The sequence below is a fragment of the Bacillus sp. JJ1532 genome (genome assembly GCF_036965085.1).
GTDB lineage: Bacteria > Bacillota > Bacilli > Bacillales > Cytobacillaceae > Cytobacillus.
This window is the reverse complement of sequence record NZ_JBALOW010000056.1, coordinates 1-13,742: the sequence shown is the minus strand read 5'-3', so window position 1 is coordinate 13,742 and position 13,742 is coordinate 1. Positions and strand designations below refer to the sequence as shown.

Below are 13,742 nucleotides of genomic sequence, written 5' to 3'. Positions count from 1 at the left end.
AACGTAGATAGCGTAAATATATCGTTATACTATCATTTTACGAAGTAAACAGTCAATAATATTCAAAAAATTTAATATATTTAGATTAATATATTATCACTTTGGAAGCAAGAAAAAAAGCATACAGAATTATTCTGTATGCTTTAAAGCCACCCTTCTTTCATACTAGGACGAATGGCATCATAACTATTCAACAATATACGGGTGATCGAGCACATCGTAATTAACATCTTTGTGCTCAATCTCGTTTCCTTCTCTAAACACAGTTTCAAAAAAGCGGGAAGCTGGCTTTGCTAACTCTTTATAATATTCACTAAACAAGGATGCTGCATGACTGCCCAACCATTTATCAGGAAGCAGCTCCTCAGGCAGTCCCGGATCAACAAACAAAAATTTTCTATATTCATGAACGAGCTTAGTCCTTTCTACAAAGCATTCAGCATCGGACATTTGTCCCTTTTGTATTTTATTTTTATCAATGATGTATTTCTGACTATATTCGGAAATAAACAATTGATACTTGGAATTAATGTCCTCGAGGTTCCAGCTCTTCTCAACTAAACGAAAATTATCATGTGGCCCTTCATATTTGGCGATAAAGAAATCGACATAATGACTGATATCATATTTATCAATGATTTCATTAACTTGTTTTTCGAGATTATTTGCCGAAATCCAGCAGCTATTAGATAAGGAGCCAAATCCGCTCCATACTAATTCTTTTCTAAGTTCATCCCTTACTGTCCGAATTTCCTCTGGAATGGTGTACATGAATATTCTCCACTGTCCATCCCACTTTTCCGGCATAAGTTTAAATATCCTTTTAGCCGCTTCATCAATCCTCTTTTGACCACGATTTGTTAAAGAATAATAGCTTTTATTGCCGATTTTATCGGACTGAACCCAGCCTTGCTTATTCATCCTAGAAATAGCTGCCCGAACAGATTGATCATTATGACCAAATTCACTTAATAACCGAATTAAACTTCCAATCCAAATTTTACTGCCATAATGTGATATATAGTCTCCATATAAAGTAAAAATCATTGATCTAGTATTCAAGTACCTTCAATCCTCACTTCATTTCATATAGAAAGAATGTCGAAATAATTACGTTATGAAGTAATTCTACTATATAAAATGAAATATTCATAACATTTTAAATCCTAGCATTATGTTATATTCTCTATCTCCCCTTGAAATTCGGCCTTCTTTTTTCCTGAAAAGCCTTCATGCCTTCTTTTTGATCTTCAGTTGAAAATAATAAATAGAAATTTTTTCTTTCAAAATCCATGCCTTCTTCAAGAGGGACATCTACCGCTTTCAGCACCGATTCCTTTATTAAGCGAATAGATATCGGTGCTTGATTGGCTATATGTCTAGCCATTTTTAATGTTTCTTCCATTAGAACCTCACTAGCAAAAAGTTGGTTGACTATCCCAAAATGGAGAGCTTCTTTTGCCAAGATTCTTTTTCCAGTAAAAAGCCATTCCATCGCCTTTGTTTTACCAGCTAGCTTTGTTAACCGCTGCGTTCCTCCTGCACCAGGCATAACACCAAGATTTACTTCGGGAAATCCGAATTCCGCATCCTCTGCGCCGTAAAGAAGATCGCAGCATAGGGCAAGTTCAAACCCCCCGCCAAGAGCAAACCCCTGGACAGCTCCAATTATTGGCTTCTTTATCATGGCCAATCGGTCCCAATCCTTGAATTGATTGCGCAGCTCAAAATCGATTGCATCGTCATTAGCCATTTCTTCGATATCAGCTCCAGCAGCAAATGCCCTTCCTTTGCCGGTCAATATGATGACTTTGACATCATCATTTTCTTCAAATTCTTCCATAACAGTTAGAATTTCTGATACCATTTTGCGATTAATTGCGTTAAGTACCTTTGGACGATTTAAGGCTATGAATCCTAGCTTTCCTTCAATGGCAGCTTCAATAAATTCATAGTCATTACCCATCTACGCTTTCACCAATCATTAATGTAATTAAATCACCTGCAAATTTCATTGCATCTTTGCCTGATGCCTTCCCTTCATCGGTTCTCATCGCCGATTGAAGTGACTCTAGACTGTCATAATGCATTTCACACATGAGGTAATACTTCCCTTCCCCACCCATTGGACTGCCTACAATTCTAGTAACCTCCATTTTGCGAAGGCCAGGGATTTTTTCCGTAAGAGGAGCGTGTGTTTCAAAGTAATGCTTATCAAAAGCTTCTTTGTTTTCAGGATGCTTGTATAATGCGATAAGTTTTGCCATTTTACTTTCTTCCTTTCAATTTGTATTTATATTGTTGAAACAGGTTTCATAGCTTCGAAAGGGTTTTTGCAAGTCCTGCAGTAAAGAATGCTGCGACAGGCAGTTGGCCCAAAGAGATTGTCTAGAGTTGTATAGTTGGAGTCGCAAAACGGGCAATTCACTTGCCACTCTCCAGTTTCGCGGATATGTTTTGGAGGAGGGGCAATTCCGAATTCTTTTAAATCCTCTCTCCCCTTTACTGTAATTCGGTCTGACGTCCATGGTGGGTGGTAAATGAATTGTACATCAATTAGCTCAAAAGCAAATTGAGATTTAATTTCTGCTACTACGTTGTGACGGATAATTTCAAGAGCTGGGCAGCCCATAAAGGTTGGAAGCAACTCAATTGTTACGTTAGAGCCATTCACTGTCACTCTTTCTACCATCCCTAAATCAACGATCGAGATGGAGTCTATTTCAGGATCCTTTACTTGATGCAGCACTTTAATAATATTGTCTACAGAGGTATTTATTTTCTTCATATACAATCAATCCTTCTTCCTACCAAGTAGCTGTGGGATCTGCATGATATACTTCAGATAGAATGGCTAAAGCAGTGTCGAGTTCCTTAAGATGTTCTCCAATACGTCCATTCCCACTCTTCATTCCGAACGAATCTGGCATCGGCAAATTGATAGCTTCAAAGATTGGAAGCATAGAAGCCCTCCATTTGTGCTTCAATATTTCTTCATCTTCAATTAATCCTAATTTTGACATATCACTCCCGAGTGGTCCTAAAGTCAATACACCTTCGAAATCAGCGAATACCTTAGCAACAGCAGCTTCCATTCTTTTTCTTGCCTCACCCCCAGCATTCATTAATTGCACAAACCATGTTTTCCAATGTAAAAGATGGTAGAAGAGCTCCATATTAACATTGAGTGCCATATGAGCAAGTGGTTGATACGTTGAATTTTTCAGTGAGTCCATGCGGATTTTCTTTGCCTGTACGTAGAAGTAATTTCTAACAACTGCAAATGCAAAATCGTACTGGGGCTTGGATAAATAGTGGCCAGGACCATTAACCATTTCAAGCAAAACAGCATTTCTTCGGTCCTTAGCTTTTCGTGAATGCGCTAATTCATCAACACTGCCTTCACCAAGTTCTTCTAGAAGCTGATAAAACATCGCCGCATGCCCCATTGTATCTTGGCCAATGGAGGAAAAGGCAACGTCCTCCTCAATATGAGGAGCAAGGCCAAGCCATTCCGATCCTCGGTAGGCGAGTATGAAATCATCATCAGCGAGCTGGTATAAGAGTGCTGTTAATGAAGATTTATATGCAGGATCCAGTGATGAAATATCAGTCTTGTTCACTCTTTTTCAATCCTCCCCATGACAAAATTTCCTTTTCATCAAGCATTGCTTGTTCATACTGACGCCATTTTTTTCTTAAATAGCCGTATCCCTTCGTATTTCGATAATCTTTATTATCAAGCCGCATCAATGTCTGCTTTTCCTCAAGAGACATTTTTCGAATATCCGAGCTTTTTATTACCCAAATATCTGCTACCGGCTCCCTCCGCATAAAGTTTTCCTGTGCCATAACTAATGCAAGCTCTTGATTTGGAGCAAGCAAGGAAAACTGATATTGTAATGGGGAGGTGTCCGTCCTTTTACTGAAAACCTCGAATTCCTGGTAAAATCCTCCACTGCTCAAAGGCTCTCCTCCAATCTAATTTCTTCATAAATTCAATGATTTACATTTGCCAGCGCATCACGGACCCACTGATTTTCAACATAAGTTGTTTGCCGCAATTCCAAACGTTCCTTTGATTTCGGGCCTTTATTCCTGACAATTTCTTTAAACCGGTCCCAGTCAGGCTGCTTATAAACCCATTTTCCCTGCTCTTTATCAAAATGCATCGTTTCATCCGGGATTGTTAATCCAAGAGAAATGACTCTAGGAATGTATTTCGAAAAGAAATCCTGTCTCAGTTGTTCATTCGTTTTGGTTCGAATTCGATATTTAATTGTAATGTCTTGCTTAGAAGTTCCAGTCGTTGATGCATCTGCCGGACCGAAGAACATCAGGAGGGCATCCCACCATCTATTAATGGCACCTTGAACCATCTCTCTTTGTTCCTTTGTTCCTTCAGCCAATGCCATAATGATGGACTCGCCATGCTGGGCATGGAAAACTTCCTCTGCACAAATTCTTTTCAACGCTCTTGCATAAGGCCCATATGAAGCATCTAGCATATTGGTTTGCGAAATGATGGCTGCACCATCAACAAGCCAGCCAATTAATCCTGCATCTCCCCATGTCGGGGCTTCCATATGAAACACATTATGAAATTTCAGCCTTCCGTTAAATAAATCGTGCATAATATCTTCACGGGTTTTACCGAAAGGCTTCATTAAATCTTCTGCAACTCTTAATAGCAGCTGCCCGTGTCCCATTTCATCCTGTACCTTTGCCATGATCCCAAGCTTTCTTTTTAATGAAGGTGCTTTCGGAACCCATTCCTTTTCAGGCAACGCCCCCATAATTTCACTAATTCCATGCATTGAAATTAATTTAATCAGCGTTATACGATATTCGTCAGGCATCCAATCATCTGCTTCAATTTTTTCACCATTGTTGATACGATTCATGAAGTGCTCGTATTTCTCCTCATCTGTTAAGTGCTCGTTAAAAATCGTTATTGACAAATTACTCACCCCCAAATTTTAATAACGTTTTAATTACTTCATACAATTTACTTAAAAATTAAAATCGATCCTTTAAGTAATTTTATATAACGTTTATTTATCGTGATGATTATTATGTGTCATATATTTATCACAAAGATACATTGGAAATGGTAAAAAGTCAATGAATTTTCTGAAAATTTTATATATTAATTCACCCAATTTTCTTCATTGAAAACCCGATGCCTGACGGTAGTGGCTTAGAGTTTTTATCCAAACAGTTGACTATGTTATAGTTAGATAGGACAAACAATTTGGAAAGATTATGTAAAGGTAATTCCGGAATAATGACATAAGGACATGGAGGAAGGTAAAATGAATCAAGCAGTATTGGATTTTCTTCAGGATAAGAGAGAAATACATCTTAAGGAGCTCTTTGAATTTTTAGCAATCCCAAGTATTAGTGCCCTGCCCGACCATAAAGACGATGTACAAAGGGCAGCCCAATGGACAGCTGATGCACTGGCAAAAATAGGGGTTGAAAATGTAAAAATTTACGAAACAAAAGGGCATCCCGTTGTCTATGGAGACTGGTTAAAGGCCGAAGGAAAACCGACAGTTCTTATATATGGCCACTATGATGTACAACCTGTAGATCCCCTTCATTTATGGGTGACTTCCCCATTTGAAGCAGATATTAGAGATGAAAAAATATTTGCTCGTGGTGCCAGTGATGATAAGGGACAAGTATTCATGCATTTGAAAGCCATTGAAGCAATCCTGCAAACAACTGGCACTCTTCCGGTAAACTTTAAGTTTTGCATTGAGGGCGAAGAGGAGATTGGAAGTCCTAATCTTCCAGCTTTTGTTGAAGAAAATAAAGAGCTTTTATCAGCTGATGTGATTGTTATATCGGATACGGGCATGATTGATAAAGGCAAGCCTACCATTTGCTATGGTCTACGCGGATTATGCGGCTTACAAATTGATGTGAAAGGTGCAAAAGGAGATCTGCATTCAGGTTTATATGGCGGAGCTGTGCAAAACCCTATTCACGCCCTAGTCCAACTAGTTAATACATTCCATGATATCGATGGAAAAATAACTGTAGATGGATTTTATGATCAAGTTCAGCCTTTAACTGAAGATGAAAAACAAGCATACGATGCTTTGGAAATGAGTGATGAAAGCTTTAAGCAGCAAGCTGGAGTCACAGAATTATTCGGAGAAAAAGGCTATACGACATTAGAAAGATTATGGGTTAGGCCGACACTTGAAGTAAATGGGATTTATGGGGGTTTCCAAGGTGAAGGCATTAAAACAGTCATCCCTTCTGAAGCTACTGCAAAAATTACATGCCGTCTAGTCCCAAATCAAGATCCTGATGAGATTGTAAACCTTTTAAAGCAGCATATCGAAAAAAATAAACCAAAAGGTGTAGAGGTGAATATTTCTTTATTTGATAAGGGTTCACCGTATGTCACTCCTTTTGACAATCCAGCTATTCAAGCTGCTGGCCGTGCCTATGAAAAGGTATATGGAGTTCCTACATCCTATACACGTGGAGGCGGATCCATTCCGATCGTAGCGGCATTTGATCAAATATTAAAGCTTCCTGTTGTCTTAATGGGTTTCGGTCTGCCTGATGAAAATTTCCATGCGCCAAATGAGCATTTTCATTTAGAAAACTTTGATAAAGGTCTTGATACACTTTGTTATTATTGGTATGAACTGGAGAAATCAATTTAAGTAAAAAGACGCCACTTTAGCTGGCGTCTTTCCATTTATCCAAGCACTTTACTGCCGATTGTTCCCGCATGGCTTTTTCGCATATATAAGAACATAAAAAAGAACAGAATGGCGCTAGCTCCTCTTAGAATAGTAGAAATAGTCATGGCCACGTCCATACTAGTATTCTCAAGAAGGAATACACCGAACTGTGGAGCAATAAACGCTACAAGTGCTAGCAATATATTATAATTCGAAATACATGTACTGCGATTATCCTCCGTTGTAACCTCTAATAAATGATTAAATAATAATAACACGGTCCCCGAGACGAATAAGCCAGAAGAAGCATTTACAATGACAAGATAAACTAAATTAGTGGAGAGCACAGTCAAAATTGGAGTACTGGCCATTCCTAAAGATACCAATATCAGCATCTTTGCATTGCTGTGTTTGTCGGCCATTCTCCCCCACCATTTAAAACTGGCTATCTGAGCAATTTGATTGGAAACTGTAAATAAACTGATCCAAAAAGCAGTCGCTCCTGCATATTTTATTTGGTAAATACTAAATAATGACCACGCCATTTGCCATCCAAAATTAAAAAATAAGCAGCAAACTAAAAAATAGACGAATGGTTTATGTTTATAAACCTGGAGGCCTAGATTTAGTTTCTTCTTTTCTATTTTCTTATCAGTCTTTTTTTCTTTATGCTTCAATAAATAGTAAACTTCCAATAACCCGAAAAGGAATGCACAAATAAATAATAGCTGAAATGGCAAAGCATTGCTCTTATCAAATTGCTGCAAGAGAATACCGATCAAGAAGGTAGATATCATCCCAACAATAGTCATCATTTTATTTCGGTCACTAAAAAAGCTGCTTCTTCTTTCGTCAGGAATAAGGTCTCCAATAAAGGATTGCCAGCTTAAATTGGCAAATGAACCAGGTAAATTCATAAATCCAACTAAAAGAACAAATGCCCAGCTCCGATATTCAACAGGTAGATATATGACAAAAAACATTGCGATGAGAAACAAACGTGCAGCCAGAAAGGAATAAGCTGTAAATTTCTTCTTTTCTTCTAATTTGCTTAAAATGATTGATCCGATCAGCATCGCGAACATCCCGACAAATTGCGGCAATGAACTAATTAATCCGACCTGATAATTCGTAGCCCCAAGAACACTAATAGCGAACAAGGGAAAATAATTGTTACTAATATTTAGGACAATCGTTGTTGCAATTCCATTTCGGATACTAAGCTTTTCATTTGCCTTTAATGTACTATACGACTGTGGCATTTTTTCCTCTTCCTTCATTCATGTAGCTATTTATTTCGTCATTCTAAATAATTTTTCTTTAGCTATCATAATCCCTCCTCAAATAAGATGCAAGGGGGTTTCTGCGTTTTAGGAAAAATTTTATTACTGGACTCACAACAGCTTTTCGAAAAAGAAAAAGAAGCCATATTTCCGGCCTCTTTTGATATAGCATATAACTAAAAATAATCAGCTGACCATGTTCTTACCCTTTAGCATCAAAATAGCTTCTTCGTTTTTAGCAATTTTCGTTAATTGGGCATCCAAACGCTGATTAATACAAAGTAATTCTTCGCTGAATATTTTAATTGAAGCCCCTTTCAAATATTGAAAAAAGTCATTTAATTCCTCTCTTTGATAGGATTCCATTTTTTCAACTATGTCCTTAATATCAGACAAATCAATTTGATTCACTTCTATTCTATGTTCAATGCTATCGACTTTCTCCAATCGATCCAGCCGTCTCTCCAGCGATTTAATGTTATCACTGATTTCAGCAACTTGATTTCTTATGTCATTCATTCCATTCAATATTTTCGTTAATATCTCCTCCATCACCTATCGCTCCTTATTTTTATTACATTAATCTTACCACCATTGACTAGTAGGAATCTGTGAATATTTATTTACAATGATAATGATTTACTAAAATATGTCAGAAGTGTGAATAGCAAAAACAAAAAAACCTGGACATTCACCATATCCAGGCATCTCATGTATTTTATTTTTTTTCGCCAAATATTTCTGCTTCTAGTCTTCGTCCTGTTGGAGTTGCAGCAAGGCCGCCTTCAGCCGTTTCTCTTAATGCTGATGGCATTGACTGACCAATGAGGAACATCGCATGAATGACTTCATCACATGGAATTCGGCTTTTAATGCCAGCTAGAGCCATATCAGCTGCGGTCATCGCATTTGAAGCACCCATTGCATTTCGTTTCACACAAGGAACTTCTACTAATCCTGCAACAGGGTCACATACTAAGCCAAGCATGTTTTTCAATGTAATGGCCATTGCCTCAGCAGCCTGACTAGGTGAACCTCCAGCAAGCTCAACAATAGAGGCAGCCGCCATCCCGCTTGCCGAGCCCACCTCAGCTTGACAGCCGCCAGCAGCACCAGAAATAGACGCATTGTTTGCGACAACAAAGCCAAAGGCTGCAGAAGTAAATAGAAATTCAATCATTTCCATTCTCGTTGGATTTAAGACTTCCTTCACTGCAAATAATGTACCAGGTACAACACCTGCAGAACCAGCAGTCGGAGTTGCACAAATAGTACCCATTGCTGCGTTAACTTCGTTCGTTGCTACTGCTTTACTTACCGCATCCAGCAGAATATTTCCTGATAATGATTTTCCGCTTTTAATATAATTTTGCAGCAGAACTGCATCTCCACCCGTTAAACCGGAGACTGAAGTAACCCCTTTTAAACCGCGCTCAACAGCTTCTTCCATAACCGTTAAATTACGATCCATCTTAGCAATAATTTCTTCTCTAGTAAGCCCAGTTACTTCAATTTCCTGCTGAATCATAATTTCTGCTATTTTCACTTGTTTACTTTCGGCAAGTTCAACAAGTTCAGCTACATTTCTAAATAAAATCATCTTTCCACCCCTAATCCTGGCTATATAATCAAATGCGCCTTGGTGTATTTGTGCCCCATTTTTCTCGAGCTTGCTCGAAAAATTCCATATGAAAAATCGAGGCATCCGCCGGAGGCTTTAACTTTATTCAGCCGGAGTTTAACCCCCACTGAATTAGTTATTCTTATTGATTCTCCCCCTATTTATAGAAGTAGGGGATTTCTGCTGAATAAAGTTAATCAACCATTCTAATAATCTGCGTTACATTAGGAACATTTTCTATCTCTGCAATGACATCCTGTTGAATCTTTTGATCTACCTCTATCACCATTAAGGCCATTTTTCCCTTTTCCTTACGGGAAACCTCCATATGACCAATATTGATTTCATGATTTGCTAATATTTTTGTAACAGATGAGATAACACCAAACTGATCGTTATGAACAACAAGAATAGCTGGATGTTCGCCAGACAATTTAAGCTTAAATGAATTTAGTTCAGTTATTTCAATCGTACCTCCGCCAATTGAAATACCAACAACCTCTAAATCACCTTTTTCATCGTATAAATTAATCCGAACGGTATTCGGATGATCTGGTACCATTTCCTCTACAGAAAATACAATCTCCATTCCAGCCTCTTCAGCAAGCTTCAGTGAAGAAGGAATACGCTCATCGTACGTATCAAAATCTAAGAGCCCGCCAACTATTGCTACATCCGTCCCATGGCCTTTATAGGTTTTGGCAAATGAACCATATAAAGATATTACTGCTTTCTTTGGAAGCCGGTTAAATAATGTTCTTGCCACACGTCCAATTCTTGCAGCTCCTGCTGTATGAGAGCTGGATGGGCCAATCATAACCGGACCGATAATATCAAAAGCGGATCTATATTTCATGTCGAATGCTCCTTTTTAATAAATATTAGAATAACTTATCTCGAGTTTGAGAACTGTCTAGCTCCAGCGCCTACCCCCTCGAGGTCACAAGCCAATCCTCCCAGAAAGGTAAAGAACACCTTTCCGGGAGGCTCGACTTGTGCTTGTCGGGGGTGACCAAGGCGCTTCCGCTTTTCTATTAATTTATGAGTTCAAAATTATTTATGTTCAGCAAGCTCTTCTGGCTGAAGCTCATTTATTGTTCTAATTTTTTGTAAATAATTATAAACCGTGAATTTTGAAACACCGAGTACTGATGCCACATAATCTGTTGCACCTTTTATTAAAAATGTCCCTTTTTCATCAAGCTGCCTAACACATTCCACTTTTTCATCAAGGCTCATTAGGGATGGCGCTTTCTTAAATCCGAGCAAAACTTGTTCAACCATTTCATGGATAACCTCTTGGACAGAGGTGAAGAAGTTTTCTGATTTTGTATGCTGTTGTTCATCAAAGCTAATAAATTCTTCGATTTCTCCGCCAAATTGCATTAATAGACTTATATCATAATTAATACATAAAGCACCGATAATCTTACCGTGAATATCACGAAGGAAGATGGTTGCTGATTTCATCACATTCCCTTTGCTCGACTGTGTTTTATAGCTCGGAATATCCTCTATTTCCTGATCCTTTTTTGCTAGCTCGTTTAACACTAGATCCGTAATGGGAGAGCCAATTTTCCTTCCAGTCACACTCCCAGCAAGATGAATAAGCGATCTTTTCAAATCTGAAAAATCATGAACGGCTACTTCACAACGAGACCCAAACATCTTTACAAGCATATCGGCTGTGCGAATTGCTAAATCAAATATTGGGCGATGAGATTCCTTCAATTCTGACACATCCTTCATAAACTTTTTCATTTAAACAAGTAATATTATAATATCACAAAATTTCTGTAGTTAAAATAATATTTTAATAGCTACAAAAATTTTGTAACAGCCTTCAAAAAAAAGAAGACTCCGCTTAACAAGTCTTCTCACATTTCATTTTATACATTTTTTAAAACTAAATTTAAGCGGTTTTCCCGCTGCACCTTCTCATCTTCTGTTGCTAAATCATATTTCTTTAACAGGTGAAATACTTCATTTAATATATCCTGTGTATGTTCTTCATTAAAGAAAGCCTCAAATAGCGGAGCCATGCTATTAGGTAAAAATTCTTTTTGCTGCCCGTACTTCAGCTTAACATCTTCAAGTGAATGATCTAATTTACACTCGCTCATTATTATTCCTCCTGTCTAATGAAACTATAACTTCACTTTACTATATAGATGATCGATAGTCTAATTTCAAATATTTTTGTTTACATAATAATATTATGTTAAACATTTTTTTGTACATTATGAAACAGCTTTAAAGCAACAAAAAAGAGCGAAGATTTACTCTCCGCCCTTCCCATTATTCCACATTGCCCGTTTGTTTTCCTGTTTCACTTTTGATCGGATCTACCTTTTTTATATACTGATAATCATTTCTGTCAATCGGTTCATAGCCATCTGGCTGATAGAATCTTAGAAGGTCTTTATATACGATGTTATCTGATATTTGCAGTTCAGCTTTTGCTTTTTCAGCTAAATGTGCATATTCTTTTCCATCTACAAGCTCACCTGTTTCATTGGAATAGAATTTTTCGTCCACTTGGGTCACTTTCGGAGAGACAAAGTCTCCATTGCGGAATGGAATGACTTCACGATGGTTTTTAGACAAAAGATCAGAGCCAATTTCCAAATAATCCTTCGTATCAATTCCTAATAAATGCAGCACTGTTGGACGAACATCTACTTGGCCGCCAATTTGATGCTGAGCTCCGCCATCTACTCCTGGTACATGGATGAATACCGGAACTCTTTGCAGATTTCTAGCATACTCAAAAGGAGTAATTTCTTTTCCGATAATTTCAGCCATCGCATCATTATGGTTCTCTGAAATGCCATAATGATCGCCATACATGACAACAACCGTATTATCATATAGTCCTGATGCTTTAAGGTCATTAAAGAACTGTTCAATTGCCTGGTCCATATAATTCGCAGACTGGAAGTATTGGTTCACTACCTTATTATCAGTTTCAGCTGCAGGGAAATCAGTATCCCCTTCATCCATTTTAAATGGAAAATGATTAGATAGAGTAATGAATTTTGTATAAAAAGGCTGTGGCAGACTTTCTAACATCGGCATGGATTCAGTAAAGAATGGTTTATCCTTCATGCCATAGTTTTTCGTGTTTTCTTCACTCATATCGTAATATTCTGCATCAAAAAATTGATCATATCCTAAAGAACGATACATTTCATTGCGATTCCAAAACGTTTTATAGTTTCCGTGGAAAACTGCTGACGTATATCCATGTGTTTTCAAAATAGCTGGTGCGGCATGATACGTATTTTGAGCTTTTGTTACATAGACAGAACCTTGAGACATCGGATATAAAGAATTATCCATAATAAATTCAGCATCTGATGTTTTTCCTTGACCTGTTTGGTTAATAATATTATCAAAATAGAACGTTTCGCCATTATGCGCCAATGAGTTTAAAAATGGAGTTACCTCTTGGCCGTTTAACTTGTAATCGATAATAAAGGTTTGAAGTGATTCTAAAGAAATGTAAATCACATTCATTCCTTTCGCTTTTCCAAAGTATTCAGGATTAGGCGCAGCATAATTAGCTTTAATATAGTTCTCCACTTCTGTAATGTCGTTTGAATCAGCTAAAGCTCTTTGACTAGCTGATCGTGCATTTTGAATGACATCATAAACAGAGAAATTATAGGCGCCTAAATATTTCACAAGATAGTTTCTGTCAAAAGAACGAGTAAGCAATTGTGGACGATCTGCTTCAGCCAGACCTAGATTAATAATAAATGTTAGGATAGCTGCCGCAATCACATACTTCGCAGGCTTTCTGCTTACTGTCTTACTAGGGTTGTACCATTTTTTAAAGACAAAAACCGCCAGGATAATTGTATCAATAAAGTAACATACATCAAAAGGACTCATTAAGGATAAAGCACTTCCCCCTAATTGGCCCCCGTTCGTCTTCGTTTGCATAACGACTGGAACGGTAATAAAGTCATTGAAGAATCGGTAATATACAATATTTGCATATAATAAAAACGACATTAAAAAGTTCATCGTAATGAATAATGCAGATTGTATCCGTCCTTTAAAAAATAAAGCAAAACCTAGGAATAATAAGGCGGAACTTAACGGGTTTAGAAACAATAAAAA

General features: G+C 37.6%; 15 protein-coding genes. 1 reads left to right on the top strand and 14 read right to left on the bottom strand.

The features are described 5' to 3' along the window. Nucleotides 1–186: 186 nt before the first annotated feature. The 7 genes from paaX to paaA all read right to left on the bottom strand — a co-directional run bounded on the left by paaX (nucleotide 187) and on the right by paaA (nucleotide 4,904). Complete coding sequence (gene paaX, locus V7122_RS18890; RefSeq protein ID WP_335346494.1) at nucleotides 187–1,062, bottom strand: phenylacetic acid degradation operon negative regulatory protein PaaX; 876 nt, start codon at nucleotides 1,060–1,062, stop codon at nucleotides 187–189. A gap of 124 nt (nucleotides 1,063–1,186) precedes the next feature. Next, on the bottom strand, nucleotides 1,187–1,966 hold the full coding sequence (locus V7122_RS18885) for an enoyl-CoA hydratase-related protein (RefSeq protein ID WP_335346495.1): 780 nt from the start codon (nucleotides 1,964–1,966) through the stop codon (nucleotides 1,187–1,189). After that, nucleotides 1,959–2,267 (bottom strand): EthD family reductase, encoded by a 309-nt coding sequence (locus V7122_RS18880; protein ID WP_335346496.1) that lies wholly within the window; start codon nucleotides 2,265–2,267, stop codon nucleotides 1,959–1,961. Before V7122_RS18880 ends, V7122_RS18885 begins: the two co-directional genes overlap by 8 nt. Nucleotides 2,268–2,293: 26 nt before the next feature. Next, nucleotides 2,294–2,788 carry a 1,2-phenylacetyl-CoA epoxidase subunit PaaD gene (gene paaD / locus V7122_RS18875; protein ID WP_335528235.1) on the bottom strand — a complete coding sequence of 165 codons (495 nt, stop codon included), beginning with the start codon at nucleotides 2,786–2,788 and terminating at the stop codon, nucleotides 2,294–2,296. A gap of 19 nt (nucleotides 2,789–2,807) precedes the next feature. Continuing rightward, nucleotides 2,808–3,623 (bottom strand): 1,2-phenylacetyl-CoA epoxidase subunit PaaC, encoded by an 816-nt coding sequence (gene paaC, locus V7122_RS18870; protein ID WP_335528232.1) that lies wholly within the window; start codon nucleotides 3,621–3,623, stop codon nucleotides 2,808–2,810. Continuing rightward, nucleotides 3,610–3,966 carry a 1,2-phenylacetyl-CoA epoxidase subunit PaaB gene (paaB, locus tag V7122_RS18865; protein WP_335489740.1) on the bottom strand — a complete coding sequence of 119 codons (357 nt, stop codon included), beginning with the start codon at nucleotides 3,964–3,966 and terminating at the stop codon, nucleotides 3,610–3,612. Before paaB ends, paaC begins: the two co-directional genes overlap by 14 nt. 32 nt (nucleotides 3,967–3,998) lie before the next feature. Beyond that, the gene (paaA, locus tag V7122_RS18860; RefSeq protein ID WP_335528241.1) at nucleotides 3,999–4,904 is read right to left on the bottom strand and encodes a 1,2-phenylacetyl-CoA epoxidase subunit PaaA; all 906 of its coding nucleotides are present in this window, start codon (nucleotides 4,902–4,904) and stop codon (nucleotides 3,999–4,001) included. A gap of 411 nt (nucleotides 4,905–5,315) precedes the next feature. Between paaA and V7122_RS18855 the strand changes: the two genes are divergently transcribed. Then, on the top strand, nucleotides 5,316–6,689 hold the full coding sequence (locus tag V7122_RS18855; RefSeq protein WP_335528229.1) for a dipeptidase: 1,374 nt from the start codon (nucleotides 5,316–5,318) through the stop codon (nucleotides 6,687–6,689). A 35-nt stretch (nucleotides 6,690–6,724) separates the two neighbouring features. Here V7122_RS18855 and V7122_RS18850 read toward each other — a convergent pair whose 3' ends face one another. The 7 genes from V7122_RS18850 to V7122_RS18820 form a co-directional block, all read right to left on the bottom strand. Then, nucleotides 6,725–7,972, bottom strand: a complete 1,248-nt coding sequence (locus V7122_RS18850; RefSeq protein WP_335528227.1) for an MFS transporter — start codon at nucleotides 7,970–7,972, stop codon at nucleotides 6,725–6,727. A gap of 207 nt (nucleotides 7,973–8,179) precedes the next feature. Next, entirely contained in the window at nucleotides 8,180–8,545 is a 366-nt protein-coding gene (locus tag V7122_RS18845; protein WP_335346502.1) for a hypothetical protein, read from the bottom strand. A 166-nt stretch (nucleotides 8,546–8,711) separates the two neighbouring features. Further along, the gene (gene sdaAA, locus V7122_RS18840; protein ID WP_335354636.1) at nucleotides 8,712–9,593 is read right to left on the bottom strand and encodes an L-serine ammonia-lyase, iron-sulfur-dependent, subunit alpha; all 882 of its coding nucleotides are present in this window, start codon (nucleotides 9,591–9,593) and stop codon (nucleotides 8,712–8,714) included. A 214-nt stretch (nucleotides 9,594–9,807) separates the two neighbouring features. Further along, a complete protein-coding gene (gene sdaAB, locus V7122_RS18835) occupies nucleotides 9,808–10,470 on the bottom strand; it encodes an L-serine ammonia-lyase, iron-sulfur-dependent subunit beta (RefSeq protein ID WP_335528223.1) in 663 nt (220 codons plus the stop codon). Between the two features lie 197 nt (nucleotides 10,471–10,667). Next, a complete protein-coding gene (locus V7122_RS18830) occupies nucleotides 10,668–11,354 on the bottom strand; it encodes a helix-turn-helix transcriptional regulator (protein WP_335528237.1) in 687 nt (228 codons plus the stop codon). Between the two features lie 149 nt (nucleotides 11,355–11,503). After that, a complete protein-coding gene (locus V7122_RS18825; RefSeq protein WP_335528221.1) occupies nucleotides 11,504–11,737 on the bottom strand; it encodes a hypothetical protein in 234 nt (77 codons plus the stop codon). 175 nt (nucleotides 11,738–11,912) lie between these two features. Further along, nucleotides 11,913–13,742: LTA synthase family protein (locus V7122_RS18820; RefSeq protein WP_335528218.1), on the bottom strand; the 1,830-nt coding region annotated here is incomplete at its 5' end.